Origin of the sequence: Aeromonas hydrophila subsp. hydrophila ATCC 7966 (assembly GCF_000014805.1) — a bacterium.
GTDB classification, from domain to species: domain Bacteria; phylum Pseudomonadota; class Gammaproteobacteria; order Enterobacterales; family Aeromonadaceae; genus Aeromonas; species Aeromonas hydrophila.
The window spans coordinates 4,129,842-4,146,714 of the sequence record NC_008570.1 but is presented as its reverse complement, the minus strand read 5'-3'; the positions used below and the strand labels follow the sequence as shown (position 1 = coordinate 4,146,714).

Annotated in this window: 12 protein-coding genes and 6 tRNA genes; 11 read left to right on the top strand and 7 right to left on the bottom strand. The window is 60.3% G+C overall.

Annotation, left to right across the window (positions count from 1 at the left end; translation table 11 throughout):
* Positions 1-61 precede the first annotated feature (61 nt).
* The 9 genes from alaS to AHA_RS18730 all read left to right on the top strand — a co-directional run bounded on the left by alaS (position 62) and on the right by AHA_RS18730 (position 5,108).
* Positions 62-2,686, top strand: a complete 2,625-nt coding sequence (gene alaS, locus AHA_RS18770; RefSeq protein ID WP_011707429.1) for an alanine--tRNA ligase — start codon at positions 62-64, stop codon at positions 2,684-2,686.
* 16 nt (positions 2,687-2,702) lie between these two features.
* Positions 2,703-3,950 carry an aspartate kinase gene (locus AHA_RS18765; protein WP_011707428.1) on the top strand — a complete coding sequence of 416 codons (1,248 nt, stop codon included), beginning with the start codon at positions 2,703-2,705 and terminating at the stop codon, positions 3,948-3,950.
* Positions 3,951-4,043: 93 nt separating this feature from the next.
* Complete coding sequence (gene csrA, locus AHA_RS18760; RefSeq protein WP_005305164.1) at positions 4,044-4,232, top strand: carbon storage regulator CsrA; 189 nt, start codon at positions 4,044-4,046, stop codon at positions 4,230-4,232.
* Between the two features lie 214 nt (positions 4,233-4,446).
* A tRNA-Ser gene (locus AHA_RS18755) sits at positions 4,447-4,539 on the top strand.
* Positions 4,540-4,542: 3 nt separating this feature from the next.
* Positions 4,543-4,619 (top strand) — tRNA-Arg (locus AHA_RS18750).
* 99 nt (positions 4,620-4,718) lie between these two features.
* Positions 4,719-4,795: transfer RNA gene (locus tag AHA_RS18745), tRNA-Arg, on the top strand.
* Positions 4,796-4,821: 26 nt separating this feature from the next.
* Positions 4,822-4,898: transfer RNA gene (locus AHA_RS18740), tRNA-Arg, on the top strand.
* Between the two features lie 28 nt (positions 4,899-4,926).
* Positions 4,927-5,003: transfer RNA gene (locus AHA_RS18735), tRNA-Arg, on the top strand.
* A gap of 28 nt (positions 5,004-5,031) precedes the next feature.
* A tRNA-Arg gene (locus AHA_RS18730) sits at positions 5,032-5,108 on the top strand.
* A gap of 367 nt (positions 5,109-5,475) precedes the next feature.
* Here the strand turns inward: AHA_RS18730 and pbpG are convergent.
* From pbpG to pepA, 6 genes are all read right to left on the bottom strand, one after another.
* Positions 5,476-6,303 carry a D-alanyl-D-alanine endopeptidase gene (pbpG, locus tag AHA_RS18725; RefSeq protein WP_011707427.1) on the bottom strand — a complete coding sequence of 276 codons (828 nt, stop codon included), beginning with the start codon at positions 6,301-6,303 and terminating at the stop codon, positions 5,476-5,478.
* 139 nt (positions 6,304-6,442) lie between these two features.
* Positions 6,443-7,108 carry a DedA family protein gene (locus AHA_RS18720; RefSeq protein WP_011707426.1) on the bottom strand — a complete coding sequence of 222 codons (666 nt, stop codon included), beginning with the start codon at positions 7,106-7,108 and terminating at the stop codon, positions 6,443-6,445.
* 18 nt (positions 7,109-7,126) lie between these two features.
* Entirely contained in the window at positions 7,127-8,419 is a 1,293-nt protein-coding gene (locus AHA_RS18715) for a hemolysin family protein (protein WP_029302168.1), read from the bottom strand.
* 186 nt (positions 8,420-8,605) lie between these two features.
* Positions 8,606-11,458 carry a valine--tRNA ligase gene (locus AHA_RS18710; RefSeq protein ID WP_147296088.1) on the bottom strand — a complete coding sequence of 951 codons (2,853 nt, stop codon included), beginning with the start codon at positions 11,456-11,458 and terminating at the stop codon, positions 8,606-8,608.
* Between the two features lie 65 nt (positions 11,459-11,523).
* The gene (locus AHA_RS18705; RefSeq protein WP_011707423.1) at positions 11,524-11,979 is read right to left on the bottom strand and encodes a DNA polymerase III subunit chi; all 456 of its coding nucleotides are present in this window, start codon (positions 11,977-11,979) and stop codon (positions 11,524-11,526) included.
* Between the two features lie 162 nt (positions 11,980-12,141).
* A complete protein-coding gene (gene pepA / locus AHA_RS18700; RefSeq protein WP_011707422.1) occupies positions 12,142-13,650 on the bottom strand; it encodes a leucyl aminopeptidase in 1,509 nt (502 codons plus the stop codon).
* A 172-nt stretch (positions 13,651-13,822) separates the two neighbouring features.
* On the opposite strand from pepA, the gene lptF reads away from it, so the two are divergent.
* Entirely contained in the window at positions 13,823-14,935 is a 1,113-nt protein-coding gene (gene lptF, locus AHA_RS18695; protein ID WP_005305138.1) for an LPS export ABC transporter permease LptF, read from the top strand.
* Positions 14,936-15,076: 141 nt separating this feature from the next.
* The gene (gene lptG, locus AHA_RS18690) at positions 15,077-16,147 is read left to right on the top strand and encodes an LPS export ABC transporter permease LptG (protein ID WP_011707420.1); all 1,071 of its coding nucleotides are present in this window, start codon (positions 15,077-15,079) and stop codon (positions 16,145-16,147) included.
* A gap of 154 nt (positions 16,148-16,301) precedes the next feature.
* Here lptG and AHA_RS18685 read toward each other — a convergent pair whose 3' ends face one another.
* Positions 16,302-16,823, bottom strand: coding sequence for an RDD family protein (locus tag AHA_RS18685; RefSeq protein ID WP_164927748.1), 522 nt, complete (start codon positions 16,821-16,823; stop codon positions 16,302-16,304).
* Positions 16,824-16,873 lie beyond the last annotated feature (50 nt).

The window sequence follows — 16,873 nt, the reverse complement described above, 5'->3', positions numbered from 1 at the left end:
CCCGCAGAAAACTTACATTAATGCGGTTAAAAGTCCGTATTCGAATCAAGCAGGATTTTCCATGTATATGTCCACGTCAGAGATTCGCACCGCGTTTCTCGAGTATTTCCGTTCCCAGGGGCACCAGGTTGTCTCCTCCAGCTCGCTGGTACCGCATAACGACCCGACCCTGTTGTTTACCAACGCGGGTATGAACCAGTTCAAGGACGTGTTCCTTGGCGCAGACAAGCGTGCCTACAATCGCGCGACGACTTCCCAGCGTTGCGTGCGTGCCGGTGGTAAGCACAACGATCTGGAAAACGTCGGCTATACCGCTCGTCACCACACCTTCTTCGAAATGCTGGGCAACTTCAGCTTTGGCGACTACTTCAAGCAGGATGCCATCAAGTTTGCATGGGGTTTCCTGACCGAGGTGCTGCAACTGCCGAAAGAGCGCCTGCTGGTGACCGTCTACGCGACTGACGATGAAGCTTTCGACATCTGGGAAAAAGAGGTCGGTGTGCCGGCCGATCGCATCGTACGCATCGGTGACAACAAGGGCGCTCCGTACGCTTCCGATAACTTCTGGGCCATGGGCGATACCGGTCCGTGCGGTCCTTGCACCGAGATCTTCTATGACCACGGCGATCACATCTGGGGTGGCCGTCCCGGCTCACCGGAAGAGGATGGCGACCGTTTCATCGAGATCTGGAACGTGGTGTTCATGCAGTTCAACCGTCAGGCTGACGGCACCATGGAACCGTTGCCCCGTCCGTCCGTGGATACCGGCATGGGTCTGGAGCGTATCTCCGCCATCATGCAGGGTGTGCACTCCAACTACGAAATCGATATCTTCCAGGCGCTGATCAAGAAGGCGGCCGAGATTGTCGGCACCTCCGATCTGAGCAACCAGTCCCTGCGCGTCATCGCTGACCACATCCGCTCCTGCGCCTTCCTGGTGGCAGATGGCGTGATGCCGTCCAACGAAGGTCGTGGCTACGTGCTGCGTCGCATCATCCGCCGCGCCGTGCGTCACGGTCGCAAGCTGGGTGCCACCGAAGTGTTCTTCTACAAACTGGCAGCCGAGCTGGCGGCACAGATGAAGGATGTCGCCGCCGAGCTGATCGCCCAGCTGCCGCTGGTCGAGCGCGTGCTGCGCATCGAGGAAGAGCAGTTTGTCCGCACTCTGGACAGAGGCCTGCTGTTGCTGGAAGACGTGCTGGCCAATCTCGGCGATGCCAAGGTCATTCCGGGCGAAGTGGTGTTCAAGCTGTATGACACTTACGGCTTCCCGGCCGACCTGACTGCCGACGTGGTGCGCGAGCGCGAGATCGGCATCGACGAAGAGGGCTTCAAGGCCGAGATGGAGAAGCAGCGTGCTCGCGCCAAAGAGGCTTCCAGCTTCGGCGTGAACTACAACGAGATGCTCAAGCTCGACTTCGAGACCCCCTTCACCGGTTACAAGACCCTGACCGAACGCACCCGTGTGGTCGGCATCTACAAGGGCGTGGACGAGGTGAGCGGTCTTATCGCCGGTGACGAAGCGGTCATTGTGCTGGAGCAGACCCCCTTCTACGCTGAGTCCGGCGGCCAGATCGGCGACAGCGGCACCCTGAAAGTGGATGACGGCATCTTTGCCGTGACCGATACCGTCAAAGCGGGCAAGGCGATCATCCACAAGGGTTACATGGAGCTGGGCACCCTGGAGAAAGGGGCCGAGGTCGAAGCCGTGGTCGATGGCGAGCGTCGCCAGGCCATCGCTCTGAACCACTCCGTGACCCACCTGCTGCACGCGGCCCTGCGTCAGGCGCTGGGTGAGCACGTGACCCAGAAAGGCTCTCTGGTGGGTGCAGAGCGCATGCGCTTTGACTTCTCCCACTTCGAGGGGATGACCATGGCGACCATTCGCCGGGTCGAGGAGCTGGTCAACAACCAGATCCGCGCCAACCACGAAATCACCACACAGCTGATGGATCTGGAAGCCGCCAAGTCGGCCGGCGCCATGGCGCTGTTTGGCGAGAAATACGAAGACGACGTGCGTGTGGTGCGCATGGGCGACTACTCCACCGAGCTGTGCGGCGGAACTCACGCCAAGCGCACCGGTGACATCGGCTTCTTCAAGATCATCGCCGAGAGCGGCATTGCCGCCGGTGTGCGCCGTATCGAAGCGGTGACCGGCAAGGCCGCCATCGACTTCATGCATCAGGTCGGCGAGCAGATTGAAGAAGCTGCCGCACTGGTGAAAGGCGACCAGTTCTGCATCGCCGACAAGGTGCGTCAGGTACTGGACAAGGCCAAGATGATGGAACGCGAGCTGGAGCAGCTCAAGGCCAAGCTGGCTGCTCAGGCCGGTAACGACCTGCTGGGTCAGGTCATCGAGATCAAGGGTCAGAAGGTGCTGGTTGCAGCGCTGGAAGGGGCCGATCCGAAATCCCTGCGCGGCATGCTGGACGAACTGAAGAACCAGATGAAGTCCGGTGTCGTGCTGCTGGCCACCAGTGGCGAGGGCAAGGTCAACCTGATCGCGGGCGTCACCAACGACCTGACCGGCAAGGTCAAGGCCGGTGAGCTGGTCAATCTGGTCGCCCAGCAGGTGGGTGGCAAGGGCGGCGGTCGTCCCGACATGGCCCAGGCGGGTGGTACCCAGCCCGAGGCAGTGCCGGCAGCCCTGCAATCCGTACACTCCTGGCTGGAAGAGCGCCTGTAATCGGGCGAGGTGATCTGTGGCACTCTATGTACAGAAGTACGGCGGCACCTCGGTCGGCACGCTGGAGCGGATCGAGGCGGTAGCTGAGCGGGTCGAGCAGACCCGCGCCCAGGGACATGACGTGGTGGTGGTTGTCTCCGCCATGTCGGGCGAAACCAACCGGTTGCTGGGCATGGCCCAGCAGCTGGATCCTGATGCCAACCGGCGCGAGATGGATGTGCTGGTCTCCACTGGTGAACAGGTCACCATAGCGCTGCTGGCGATCGCGTTGAACAAACGCGGTTGTCCTGCGGTCTCAATGACCGGCGATCAGGTTCGCATTCATACCGATTCCGCCTATGGCAAGGCGCGCATCACTCACATCGACACCGAGCAGGTTCAGGCTGAACTGGGCGCGGGCAAGGTGGTGGTGATCGCCGGCTTCCAGGGGCGTGACGAGCACAATGCCATCACGACGCTGGGCCGCGGTGGCTCTGACACCACGGCGGTTGCCGTGGCGGCGGCCATCAAGGCCGATGAATGCCAGATCTTTACCGATGTGGATGGGGTCTATACCACGGATCCGCGCATCGAGCCCAAGGCACGCCGTCTCGATACCATCACCTTCGAGGAGATGCTGGAGATGGCCAGTCTCGGCGCCAAGGTGCTGCAGATCCGTTCGGTGGAGTTCGCGGGCAAGTACCGCGTACCGCTGCGAGTGCTGTCGAGCTTTGTCGATGGAGAGGGAACCTTAATCACATATGGAGGTGAGAGGATGGAAGCTCCCCTAGTATCCGGGATAGCGTTCAATCGCAACGAGGCGAGCCTGACCATTCTGGGTGTGCCGGACAGGCCCACCGTGGCCGCGCAGATCCTGAATCCGATCAGCGACGCCAACATTGATGTCGACATGATAGTGCAGAACACGCTGGGCGATGGGACCGCCGACTTCACCTTCACGGTGAATCGCGATGACTATCGCCGGGCGCGCGCCCTGCTGGAGGAGACCGCCAGCGAGCTGGGGGCCGCCTGCGTGCAGGGCAACGGTGAGATCGCCAAGGTTTCCATCGTCGGAGTCGGGATGTGGAACCATCCTGGCGTCGCCCGCACCATGTTCAAGGTATTGGGCGAGGAGGGGATCAACATGCAGTTGATTTCCACCTCTGAAATCAAGATATCCGTGGTGATTGACGAGAAGTACCTGGAGCTGGCAGTGCGTGCCTTGCACTCCGCTTTTGGGCTGGATCAGGAGCCTCATGAGCAGCCCTTGGGAAACAATCCCTGATTGATTTAGTTTCAACCATTTACCATATCGGTATCTTTGTAAGATAATGTCGCATATCGATATAAATACAAAACAGGATACAGGAGCAAGCGAATGCTTATTTTGACTCGTCGTGTAGGGGAAACCCTGATGATTGGTGACGAAGTGACTGTCACCGTACTGGGCGTGAAAGGCAATCAGGTTCGTATCGGTGTGAACGCACCGAAAGAGGTCTCCGTACACCGCGAAGAGATCTACCAGCGCATCCAGGCCGAGAAAGTTCCGGGCCAATCCGGCTTCTAAGCGGCGTTAATGGCTGTGACAAGGCGACACCTCATGTGTCGCCTTTTGTTTTTCCGGGGTGCTGAAAATCATGTCGCAGGGAGTAAAAGAGCGGGATAAGTGTCGATATTGCTTGAATATTCCACGCTTTGACCAAATGCTGAGCGAACGCGCTTTTTTCTCCAAAAAAGTGTTTGACTAAAAATCCCTGTGAAGTATTATCAGCCCCGCAAACGGAGAGGTGGCCGAGAGGCTGAAGGCGCTCCCCTGCTAAGGGAGTATGCGGCTTATACCCGCATCGGGGGTTCGAATCCCCCCTTCTCCGCCATTTGCGCCCGTAGCTCAGCTGGATAGAGTACCTGGCTACGAACCAGGTGGTCAGAGGTTCGAATCCTCTCGGGCGCACCATATTAGACTCACGATGAGTCATGTACTGGCAATCAGCAAGCCGGTACACCTGAAAAAGGCTTACTGTTGAGTAAGCTTTTTTTATCGCTTTAAATCAGGGCGCCCGTAGCTCAGCTGGATAGAGTACCTGGCTACGAACCAGGTGGTCAGAGGTTCGAATCCTCTCGGGCGCACCATTTAAAGCAAAATCAAAATTTTATGAGCGCCCGTAGCTCAGCTGGATAGAGTACCTGGCTACGAACCAGGTGGTCAGAGGTTCGAATCCTCTCGGGCGCACCATTTTGAAAGCAGTACCAAAAGTTTGTGAGCGCCCGTAGCTCAGCTGGATAGAGTACCTGGCTACGAACCAGGTGGTCAGAGGTTCGAATCCTCTCGGGCGCACCATATTGAAAGCAGTACCAAAAGTTGATGAGCGCCCGTAGCTCAGCTGGATAGAGTACCTGGCTACGAACCAGGTGGTCAGAGGTTCGAATCCTCTCGGGCGCACCATATAGAAGACAGCCTCGACCTCGGTCGGGGCTGTTTTTTTATATGGCCATGTCACCGGAAGGGCTGACACGGCTCAGCTCTTGGTCTCCTCCCGTTTGGCTCGACAGCCGTCATCCGTCTTGGCCTCAGGCCAACAACCGCGTGACGAAGGCTTCTATGCCCGCATAACGCGCTACCCTGTCGCGAACCATTGCCCATCTCCTTTACCCGCTCTCATGCTCGCGCCATCGCGTCGTATAGCCGTCTTTTGGCCTGAGGCAATCCTCCATCCTCTTTTGTGATTACTGTCCCCAGATGGGCGCAGAGGCGGTTTGCGGGCAATAAAAAAGGATGCCGCAGCATCCTTTTTCATCCCCGTGGAGCGGGATCAGCTTTTCAGCCACTTGCGAATGCGGTTGGCATCGCCGACCGGGGTGCGTTTGCCCACCGAGTTGAGCAGCACGATGGCCAGCTCGCGGTTGTCCGGCTTGGCGCGCATCAGCAGGCAACGGCCGGCCTCGTCGGTAAAACCGGTCTTGGAGAGGCGCACATCCCAGTCCGGGTTCTTCACCAGCGGGTTGGTGTTGTTGAACATCAGGCTGTAGGCAGGGGTGCGAAAGCGCATGTCCTTGCTGGTGTCCTGGGTGAACTCGCGGATCAACGGCTGGCGATAGGCGGCGGCGATGAGCTTGGCCAGATCCTGGGCGGTGGAGACGTTGCGAGTCGACAGGCCGGTGGAGTCATAGAAGCGGCTGTTGCGCATGCCCAGCTGCTTGGCCTTGTTGTTCATGGCCCGCACGAAGGCAGGGCGTCCACCGGGATAGTGACGGGCCAGCGCCGAGGCCATGCGGTTCTCCGACGACATCAGTGCCAGGTGCAGGGCATCGCGGCGTGATACCTGAGTGCCCATGCGCACCCGCGAATAGGTGTGCTTGATGGCGTCTCTGTCGTTCTGATCGATGGTCAGGGTCTGGCCGAGATCCTGGCGGGCATCCAGCACCACCAGTGCCGTCATCAGCTTGGTGATCGAGGCGATGGGGCGCACCCGGGTGGCATTCTTCTGGTACAGGGTCTTGCCCGTACCGACATCCATCACCAGCGCGCTGCTCGATTGCAGCTGCAGTTTGGCCGGGTTGGGGGCAGCCAATGCTGCTGGCAATCCCAGCAGTCCAACCAATGCATAAACCAGCGCCATAGCGCTAACCCGACACCGCATACTACCGACTCCATTCACGTCGAAAAAAAAGGCGCTAGATTCACTCATTTTTACCCTCGCTTGACAAGAGCGCCAGCGGGTAAATCGCCATTATTTAGCTAAAAAAAGGGCCATCTTGCGATGGCCCTGTGTATTTGTCTCAATCCCGCGGTGCACTGGCTTTGCGTTTGCTCAGCCAGCGCCAGATCAGCGCGATGAGACCGCCGACCAGCAGCACGATCGGCAGGCAGAGAATGATGCTGAGGAACTGGGACTGATACTCGGACGCCAGCTTGGTGTGGCTCAGGAAGTAGCCAAAGCCGACCAGCGGGCAGATCCACATGATGGAGCTGACCAGATTGACGATGAGAAAGCGCCCCTGCGGCAGTTCGGTCGCGCCGACGATATAGGGGTAGGCGGTGCGCACGAAGGCGATGTAGCGGGCGGTGATCAGGGTCACGATGCCGTATTTGTCCAGCAGGTAGTACACCTTCTGCTGGTGCCTCTCTTCCACATGGGACAGCAGCCGGTGGTAGAGCTGGGTGTGGCCCAGGAAACGCCCCTGCATGTAGCCGAGCCAGGTGCCGACGAAGGTGGCCAGGATCAGCAGCGGGATCACCCCAAGGGAGAGCACGTCCTGATAGATGAGCACGCCGGTCAGGATCAACAGGCTGTCGCCGGGCAGAAAGGCGGTGGGGATGAAGCCGTTCTCCAGCACCAGAAACGTCAATAACACGCCGCAGACCATGAAGGCCATCTTGGGATCGGATAGCGTCACCAGATCCTGATGCATAAAGGCGTGAGCCAGTTGGTAAAACTGCTCCATAGTTGCAAACTCCGCAGGTTAGCTGGGTTGATCAAGCAAGGGCATGGCCAGCACCTTGTCGATGCGCAGACCATCCATGTCAACAATTTCCAGTTGCCACTGTTCCAGCGTGACCAGATCTCCGGTCTGGGGAACGCGGCCAAGGAGCAGCATGATAAGCCCTCCGAGGGTGTGATAGTGATGTTTTTCTTCTTCCGGTAGCCGAACCAGTCCCAGACAGTCCTTCAGCTCCGGCAGCGGAATGAGGCCGTCGAGCAGCCAGCTGCCGTCGGTACGCTGGAATGCCCAGTTGTCGTCGCCGTCCTCCTGCTGGAAGTCGCCGGCCAGGGTCTCCAGCAGATCCTGCTGGGTGACCAGCCCCTGCAGCTCGCCATATTCGTCCACCACCAGCACCATGTGTTCGGAGTGGGTGCGGAAGTGGTTGAGCAGCTCGAGGCCGTTGAGGGTCTCCGGCAGCAGGCTGCCATCCTGGGTCAGCGCCGCCAGATCGATGGGCTCTCCCTTGATGTAGGCGTGCAGCACCTTGCTGACGTTGATGATGCCCACCAGTTCCGACAGGCTGCCGTCACAGACCGGGAAGAAACTGTGGCGATACTCCACCAGTCGCTGCAGGTTCACCTCCAGCGGCAGGGCGAGGTCGAGATAACGGATGTCGCTGCGCGGCACCATCAGTGACGAGAGGCTGCGCTCGTCGAGTCGGAACACATTGCGCAGCATGGTGTGTTCATGATCCTCGATGATCCCGGCCTCCGAGCCCTCCACCAGCATGGCGTGGATCTCCTCCTGGGTCACGTTGGCGCCGCCGTCCTGGCTGACGCGCAGGATGCGCAGGCTGGCCTTGGTGGAAGCCGACAGCAGCCAGACGAAGGGGCGGGTGAGGGCCGCCAGCCACATCATGGGGCGGGCCACCAGACAGGCGATGCGCTCGGCGCTGAGCTGGCCGAGCCGCTTGGGCACCAGCTCGCCGATGACGATGGAGAGATAGGTGACCACCACGATGACCAATACGGTGGCGAGCAGGCTGCTGCTCTTGGGGGCCATGCCCCACTCCTGCAGCCAGAGCGCCAGTGGCTGGGCCAGCAGGGATTCGCCGTAGATACCGTTGAGCAGACCGATACTGGTGATGCCGATCTGCACCGCGGAGAGAAAATGGGTCGGATCTTCACTCAGTTTGAGGGCGATGGCGGCAGAGCGGCTCCCTTCGCTGACCATCTTGCTGAGGCGGGCCTTGCGCGCGGTGACGATGGCGATTTCCGACATGGCGAAGACGCCATTAAGCAAAATCAATCCAAACAGGATCAATATTTCCATACTGCAACAGCACTCCGAGTAGAAAAGATCGCTGGCAGTGTAATGAATTTGGGGGCGATGCGCTTGTGAAAGCGGGTGATTTGGCTCGCTAATTTTGCATGAAGAAGCGCAAAAAGCGCGGGGTGGCGGCGGGCGGGCAATAAAAAGCCCCCTGCAGGAGGGGGCTTCTACCAAGTCAAATCCGGCTTACAGCGCGGCGATCTCGGCCTGCTGGGCTTCCAGCTTGGTCAGCTGGAGACGGTAATCTTCCAGCTTCTCGCGCTCCTTGATGATGACCGCTTCCGGCGCCTTGGCGACGAAGGCTTCGTTGCCGAGCTTGCCTTCGATGCGGCCGCACTCGCCCACCAGACGGGCAACCTCTTTGGCCAGACGAGCCAGCTCGGCATCCTTGTCGATGAGACCGGCCATCGGGATCATCAGCTCGGTGGCACCGATCAATTTTTTGACCGACAGCGGGGCGGCTTCACCGTCCGCCAGTACGCGGATGGATTCCAGACGGGCCAGCGACTTGAGGAAGGCCTCGTTGTCGGCTGCGCGCTGGGCATCCTTGGCATCGCACTGGAGCAGCACGTTGAGCGGCACGCTCGGCGCCACGTTCATCTCGGCGCGGATGTTGCGGATGCTGACGATGAACTCCTTCACCCACTCCTGATCCGCCATCGCGGCTTCGTCCACCTTGGCGGCGTCGAATTCCGGGAAGGCCTGAATCATGATGGTGTCGGCGTGCACGCCGGCCAGCGGGGCGACCGATTTCCAGATGGTCTCGGTGATGAACGGGATGATCGGGTGTGCCAGGCGCAGCAGGGTCTCGAGGACGCTGACGAGGGTGTGGCGGGCAGCGCGCTGCTCGGCCTCGGAACCCTTGGTCAGTACCGGCTTGGTCAGCTCCAGATACCAGTCACAGAACTGGTTCCAGATAAATTCGTACAACACGCCTGCCGCGATGTCGAAGCGGTAGGTATCGAGGGCGGTGCGGAAGTCGCGGATGGCCACTTGCAGCTGGGACTGGATCCAGCGATCCGCCAGGCTGAACTGCATCTCGCCACCGTTGAAGCCACAATCCTGATCTTCGGTGTTCATCAGCACATAGCGGGAGGCGTTCCACAGCTTGTTGCAGAAGTTGTTGTAGCCATCCAGGCGCTTCATGTCCCAGTTGATGTCACGACCGGTAGAGGCCAGCGCCGCCAGGGTGAAGCGCAGGGCGTCGGTGCCGTGGGCCTCGATCCCTTCCGGGAACTGCTTGGCGGTACGCTTGCCGATCTTCTCGGCCATCTGCGGCTGCATCATGTTGCCGGTGCGCTTCTCCAGCAGATCTTCCAGCGAGATACCGTCGATCATGTCGAGCGGATCCAGCACGTTGCCCTTGGACTTGGACATCTTCTGGCCTTCTTCGTCACGGATAAGGCCGGTGATGTAGACGGTCTTGAACGGGACTTGCGGCTGGCCGTTTTCGTCCTTGATGAAGTGCATGGTCATCATGATCATCCGGGCAATCCAGAAGAAGATGATGTCGAAGCCGCTCATCAGCACGTCGGTCGGGTGGAAAGTCTTGAGCGCCTCGGTGTTGTTCGGCCAGCCCAGGGTGGAAAAGGTCCACAGGGCGGAGCTGAACCAGGTGTCGAGCACGTCTTCGTCCTGACGCAGGGTGGTCACGGATGGGATGCTGTGCTTGGCGCGCACTTCATCTTCGTTGCGGCCCACGTAGACGTTGCCGGCATCGTCATACCAGGCCGGGATGCGGTGACCCCACCACAGCTGACGGGAGACGCACCAGTCCTGAATGTCGCGCATCCAGGAGAAGTACATGTTTTCGTACTGTTTCGGCACGAACTGGATGCGGCCATCTTCCACCGCCTCGATGGCTGTTTTGGCCATCGGCGCCACGCGCACGTACCACTGGTCGGTCAGCATCGGCTCGATGGGCACGCCACCGCGATCGCCGTAAGGCTGCTGCAGCACGTGATCCTTGATCTCGGCCAAGAGGCCCAGCTCGTCCAGCTTGGCGACGATGGCCTTGCGAGCCGCGAAACGCTCCATCCCGGCGAACTCGGTCGGCAGGGCGGCGTCATAGGCGGTGCTGGGGTTGCCGTTGCTGTCGACCACTTCGGCCTCGGCACGCACGTGGGCGTCCAGGGTGAAGATGTTGATCATCGGCAGGTTGTGGCGCTTGCCCACTTCGTTGTCGTTGAAGTCGTGGGCCGGGGTGATCTTCACGCAGCCGGTGCCCTTCTCCATGTCGGCGTGCTCGTCGGCGACGATGGGGATCAGACGGTTCACCAGCGGCAGCAGAATGTGCTGACCGATCAGCGCCTTGTAGCGCGGGTCTTCCGGGTTTACCGCAACGGCGGTATCACCCAGCATGGTTTCCGGGCGGGTGGTGGCGACGATCAGGTGATCCTGGCCTTCGGCAGTCTTGGCGCCGTTGGCCAGCGGGTAGCGCAGGTGCCACATGTGGCCCTTGATCTCGCGGTTTTCCACTTCCAGATCGGAGATGGCGGTGTTGAGCTTGGGATCCCAGTTCACCAGACGCTTGCCACGGTACATCAGGCCATCTTCGTAAAGACGGACGAACACTTCCTGCACGGCGGCAGAGAGGCCTTCATCCATGGTGAAGCGCTCGCGCTCCCAATCCACGGAGTCACCCAGACGGCGCATCTGGCGGGTGATGGTACCGCCGGACTCTTCCTTCCACTGCCAGATCTTGTCGATGAAGGCTTCCCGGCCGTAATCGTGGCGGGTCTTGCCCTCTTCTGCGGCGATCTTGCGCTCAACCACCATCTGGGTGGCGATACCGGCGTGGTCGGTACCCGCCTGCCACAGGGTGTTCTTGCCCTGCATGCGGTTGTAGCGGATCAGGGTATCCATCAGGGTTTGCTGGAAGGCGTGACCCATGTGCAGGCTGCCGGTGACGTTCGGCGGCGGGATCATGATGCAGAAGGAGTCTTTGCTGGTGTCGCCGTGGGGCTTGAAGTAACCCTGGGCTTCCCAGTGCTGATAGAGCGCCTGTTCGATGGCGTTGTGATTAAAAGTCTTTTCCATGGTCTCGCCGTATTCTGGATGGATGGATTCTGGTGTTGATTCGTCGTGGATCGAGGGTGGCACAGTCAGGGCTGCGCCGGATCCGGTGCGGCAAGGACGGGCTGATCCCTCATCTCGAGGGCGTGGCCTGCCTGGCGATAGTGCTTGTAGCGCTCGCGGGCTTGCTGCTTTTGCGTTTCGTCAGTGGGGACAAAATCTACCACTTGAGCGAAGTGTCCTGCAAACAAAGGTGTCTGTTTGGCCAGATTGATGAGGCGGGCATAGCGCCGCCGTGGCGGCTGATGACCGATCTCCACCGGTGCCTGACCGCTCTCGCCCTGCAACTGGTGCGGCACGAAGCGCTCCGGCGGCAGCTGCCACAGCAGTTCGTCGAGGCGCAGGGCTTGCGCTTCGTCGTCGCACAGCAGGTAGAGATGACCCGCCCCCCAGCTATCGGCTACGAGCTGGCAGGCGAGGCGTTCGACGGCCGAAGCCTGCGCGTCATCCTGCTCGCTCATCAGGTAAAAGGTCACTTGGCTCATCAGGTTGATCCCGTTTGCGGTGACGGACTATTGACCGCCGGTAAGGACGGGCAGGGGATATTCCTGCCAACCCTCAATGAAACAAGGAAGAGGCGGGCCTCTTCCTTGTGATTCAGGGTAACGCCATCCCGTTTGATGCACGCATCGAACGGGATAAAAGGGTTACTCCTTCTCTTCGATGACCACCCCTGACCGGTTCAGCAGGAACTGGGTCAGCAGGGGCACCGGACGCCCGGTGGAGCCTTTCTCCTTGCCACTCTTCCAGGCGGTCCCGGCGATATCCAGGTGGGCCCAGTTGTACTTCTTGGTGAAGCGTGACAGGAAGGCGGCGGCGGTGATGGTACCGGCCGGGCGGCCACCAATGTTGGCCATGTCGGCAAACGGACTCTCCAGCTGTTCCTGATACTCGTCGAACAGCGGCAGGCGCCAGGCGCGATCACCCGCCTGCTCGGAGGCGTTGAGCAGCTCGTGGGCCAGCGGGTTGTGGTTGGCCAAGAGACCCGTGGTGTGGTGACCCAGGGCGATGATGCAGGCACCGGTCAAAGTGGCCACGTCAATTACGGTTTCCGGATCAAAGCGATCCACGTAGGTCAGTGCATCGCACAGCACCAGGCGGCCTTCCGCATCGGTGTTGAGCACTTCGATGGTCTGACCGGACATGGAGGTGAGGATGTCGCCCGGGCGATAGGCGTTGCCACCCGGCATGTTCTCGCAGCCCGCCAGCACGCCGATGACGTTGATCGGCAGCTGCAGCTGGGCCAGGGCGTGCATGGTACCGAGCACGGAGGCGGCGCCGCCCATGTCGTACTTCATCTCGTCCATGCCCTCGGCCGGCTTGATGGAGATGCCGCCGGAGTCGAAGGTCAGTCCCTTACCGACCAGCACGATGGGCTTGGCATCCGGATGACCCTTGTACTCGATGATGGCCATCATGGCTTCGTTGTCGGAGCCGCGGGCCACCGCCAGATAGGAGTTCATGCCGAGTTCGGCCATCTCCTGCTCGCCGATCACCTTGGTGGTGATGTTGTCGAAGGCATCGGCCAGACGACGGGCCTGGGAGGCGAGATAGGCCGGATTGCAGACATTGGGCGGCATGTTGGCCACGTCGCGACAGACGCGCACCCCTTTCGCCACGGCCAGGCCGTGAGCGATGGCTTTTTCACCAATGGTCAGTTCCCGACGCGTCGGCACGTTGAATACCAGCTTGCGCAGCGGACGGCGCGGCTCGGCCTTGTTGGTCTTGAACTGGTCGAAACTGTAGAGGCCCGCCTTGGTGGTTTCCACCGCCTGGCGCACCTTCCAATAGGTATCCCGTCCCTTGACGTGCAGCTCGGTCAGGAAGCAGACCGCTTCCATGGAGCCGGTTTCGTTGAGGGTGGTGATGGTCTTGTTGATGATCTGCTTGTACTGGCGTTCGTCGAGTTCCCGCTCCTTGCCGCAACCGACCAGCAGCACGCGCTCGCTGAGCACGCCCGGTACTTGATGCAGCAACAGCATCTGGCCTGGTTTCCCTTCCAGGTCGCCACGGCGCAGCAGCGAACTGATGTAGCCATCGCTGATCTTGTCCAGTTGTTCGGCAACCGGAGAGAGGCGACGCGGCTCGAATACGCCGACCACGACGCAGGCACTGCGTTGCTTCTCAGGACTGCCACTCTTTACACTGAACTCCATGGAATCTCCTACATCCTAAAGACAAAAGGCACCTTTTATTGAATAATGCGGTGCTTGTTGGGGTATCAGAGGCGGAGCGAACAGGCACTGGCTCCGCAGTTCAAACTGGTAAAAATCCAATATACGGCCCTATTTTTCAGGCATTCGACTAAAAACACAAGTTTACTTGGGAATGACTGTGATCGTTTTCCGATATTTGTTCAGGGAAACCCTGAAAACCCAGCTGGCGGTATTATTCGTGCTGCTGCTCATCTTCGTCAGCCAGCAATTCATCCAGATCATCGGCGATGCCGCCGATGGTGAGGTGCCGACGCGCCTGGTCTCCACCCTGCTGCTGCTCAACCTGCCCAACATGGCCCTGTTGATGCTGCCCATCAGCCTGTTTTTGGCCATCTTGTTCGCTCACGGGCGCCTCTACGCCGAAAGCGAGATGACAGTGATGCATGCGGTGGGTTTCAGCCACCGTTTCGTGATGCGCAGCGCCATGGTGCTGGCCTTGCTGACGGCGGCCGTCGCCGCCTTCAACACCGGCTGGGTGGCCCCGCAGGCCAAGGAGCGCGAGTACCAGGTGATCGACGAGTTCAAGGCCGATCCGGGGATCTCCTTCCTGCAGGCCGGCCGCTTCATGGAGCTCGACAAGGGGCGCCTGGTGGCCTACATCCAGGATCTCAACGACAAGGGCTCCAAACTGCAGAAAATCTTCGTGTTGCAGCGCTCCCAGGACGGCAAGCCGCCGTCGGTGGTGGTGGCGACCGAAGGGGTGGTCACGGTCGACAGCAACGGTCTGCAGTGGCTGACCCTGAAGGATGGCTCCCGCTACGAGGGACACTTCAATACCCGCCAGTTCCAGATCTCCGAATTCGACGAGTACAGCCTGGTGATCCGCCAGCAGGAGATGGAGCGCTCCAACCGCAAGGCGGCGGCCAAACCGACCATGGAGCTGCTGGGTACCCAGGACAACCAGCTGATGGCCGAATTGCAGTGGCGCCTGTCGCTGCCGCTCTCCATTCTGGTGCTGACCTTTCTGGTGGTGCCGCTGGCGCGGGTCAACCCCCGTCAGGGCCGCTATGCCAAGCTGTTGCCGGCCATCCTGCTCTACCTCTCCTACTTCCTGCTGCTCAGTGCCGCCCGCTCTGCCATCGACAGCGGCCGGCTACCGCACTGGCCCGGCATGTTCCTGGTGCCGCTGGTCTATCTGCTGCTGATCGGGTTGCCGCTCAACCTGCAGGGCACCAGCTGGTGGAACGGGGTCAAGACCCTCTATTTCAAGAGAAAATCGGCATGATGTTGCCATCTGGGAGTCTCTACTGATGTTTGGCATTCTCGATAGACATGGCGACCGGGTCATTTTGATGTCGCCCCCGTTCCATGCGTCTGTATTTGAGGAAAAAATCAGCATGATGCTGCAACAGGGGGGTCTCTGCTGATGTTTGGCATTCTCGATAGATATATCGGCCGGGTTATTTTCATGTCGGTCCTGCTGTGCGAACTGACCCTGGTCGGGCTGGCGGCGCTCATCAAGTACGTGGAGCAGCTGAAGTCGGTAGGGGAAGGCAACTACGACATGCTCAGCGCCCTCTACTATGTGCTGCTCTCCATGCCGAAAGAGGCGGTGCTCTTCTTCCCGCTGGCGGCCCTGCTGGGTGGCCTCATCGGTCTGGGCCAGCTGGCGACCAGCTCCGAGCTGGTGGTGATGCAGGCGGCGGGCCGCTCCAAGATCAGTATCGTGATGGCGGCGCTCAAGACCGCCATCCCGCTGATGATCCTGGTGGGGCTGATGGGAGAGTACGTGGCCCCCATCGCCAAGCGGATGGCGGACGACATCAAGGCGGGCGCCCTGTCTGAGGGGCGGCTGACCGTGTCGGCTTACGGGGTGTGGGCCCGCGATGGCAACAACTTCGTCAATATCAACGGGGTGCGCAACGATGGCGCCCTGACCGGCATCACCCTTTACCGTTTCACTCCGGAGCGCAAGCTGATCGATATCCTGCAGGCGCAGGAAGGGGTGTTCGAGCAGCATCACTGGCTGCTCAAGCAGGTACAGGTGACCCGCTTCGATGACCCCAGGCAGATCATGAGCGAGACTCAGCCCCAGATGGAGTGGAGCTCAGAGCTAACGCCCAAACAGCTGGGGGTGGTGAGCATCGATCCTGAAAACCTGCCGGTGGCGGGACTGCTGGATTACATCGGCTATCTGGATGCCAACAAGCAGGATGCCGGGCGCTACAAACTGGAAATGTGGCGCAAGCTGCTGTCACCGCTCTCGGTGGTGGCCATGATCCTGCTGGCCTCCTCCTTCATCTTCGGCCCGCTGCGCTCGGTCAGCATGGGGGCGCGGATGCTGATGGGGATCATGACCGGCTTTGCCGTCTACGTCAGCGATCGGGTGTTCGGCCCCATCAGCCTGGTGTATGCGGTACCGCCGATCCTGGCGGCCATCGCGCCGAGCCTGCTGTTTGGCGGTATCTCCTTCTATATCCTGAGCCGCAAGCAGTAGCGGCCTGAAGGGCGGTGGCGCTGCTGACAAAAAGCGGCCATCGCTCCTGCTGCACTGCTGTTCGGCGGTATCTCCTTCTATATCCTGAGCCGCAAGCGTATCGGCCAGCAAAAAGGGCACCCTCGGGGTGCCCTTTTCCGTTGCTGCCACAGGATCAGCGATTGAGCTGTTCCAGGTTCTCTTGCTTGCCGAGCACCACCACTTCGCATTCGGACCAGATGTCCTGAAACGCGCGGGGTGACTTGTGGTTGAACAGGCAGAGCAGGTTGCCGAGGCCGAAGGCCGCCGTGGCCAGCCGGATCAGGGCCTGGGTGATGCGGATATTGCTGCCGTCGGTATTCTGGATGCGCAGACGCCAGGCCCGCATGCCGATGGTCTGGCCGGCACGGGTCCAGAACCAGGTGTAGAAACCGCAGATGATGAAGGCGAGCCAGGCGCTGTAGATGGGGCTGGTCAGCAGCCAGGCGGCGTCCTTGCCTTCCGGCACGGTCGCCATGCCGGTTGCCAGCAGCAAGTGTGCCACCCCCATCCCGATAAAGCCGGCGATGATCAGCAAGGAGATGACCACCAGATAGTCATAGAGCAGGGCGCCGAGCCGGCGCAGCAGGCCGGCGGAAGGGTAGCGCGCAGTCGCGGGAGGGGTCGGTGTCGGTTGGACGGATTTACGCTTGGCCATCGTTTTTATTCCATTAATATGATGCGGGCATTCTATGTAACTGACCCAGC